The sequence below is a fragment of the Sphingobium sp. PNB genome (assembly GCF_019873065.1).
GTDB lineage: Bacteria > Pseudomonadota > Alphaproteobacteria > Sphingomonadales > Sphingomonadaceae > Sphingobium > Sphingobium fuliginis.
Map to the genome: position 1 here is coordinate 1 of NZ_JAINEZ010000239.1, position 615 is coordinate 615.

At 59.0% G+C, this 615-nt stretch carries 2 protein-coding genes; both read right to left on the reverse strand.

Features of this window, described 5'->3' with window-relative positions; genetic code table 11:
• Window positions 1-12: 12 nt before the first annotated feature.
• Window positions 13-201 carry a hypothetical protein gene (locus K7W03_RS27620; protein ID WP_222888160.1) on the reverse strand — a complete coding sequence of 63 codons (189 nt, stop codon included), beginning with the start codon at window positions 199-201 and terminating at the stop codon, window positions 13-15.
• Between the two features lie 4 nt (window positions 202-205).
• The coding region (locus K7W03_RS27625) for a hypothetical protein (RefSeq protein ID WP_222888162.1) at window positions 206-615 on the reverse strand (410 nt) is incomplete at its 5' end.

Consider the following 615-nt stretch of genomic DNA (forward strand, 5'->3'; position numbering starts at 1 on the left):
GCCCTCCGCCCTTCACCGACACCCCAACAACCGATTCTCATCTTGATTGTCGCTACGCTCGCATCCTGTCAGTCGCCGCGCAGCCATATCGCCTCGATATTCCGTGGCGCTCTGCTGGGCTTCCATGACTGCCACCTTCGCAAGCTCGATCTTCCTGCGCAGTTTGCGGCCCGTGTATTGTTTCGGGGTTTCCTTAGCCATCCCCCTACCTCCCCTCTGTGGATGGGCGGGCCGTTTTAAAGCCCGTAGAGCGCGATTGGATGCTCTTGGCTACCTCGATACCTCCAAGCGCATTTTTCGCGTCTGGTGAGGCTGTGGCGGAAGATTTGGGCATGCTCAACTCCATATCGTCCACCTCTTGCGCTTGTGGAGATGGCAGATAGGCCGCGTTGTAGCGGTGCTTCTGGCATCGTTCGCAGGCGTCCACGATGAGCGCGTTACCCCAAACTCTGGCGAACCAGTCGTGCTCTCCGGTAAAGCCTTCCACCCGCAGTTGCTTGAACTTGTGCAGCCCGATTGCGCATAGGATACTCACTCCCCCGCCTCCTTGTGCTTGCGGTCGAGGTCGCGCAGCGCCATCCGGTATCCGATATGCGCCACAGCCATCAGTGTTTC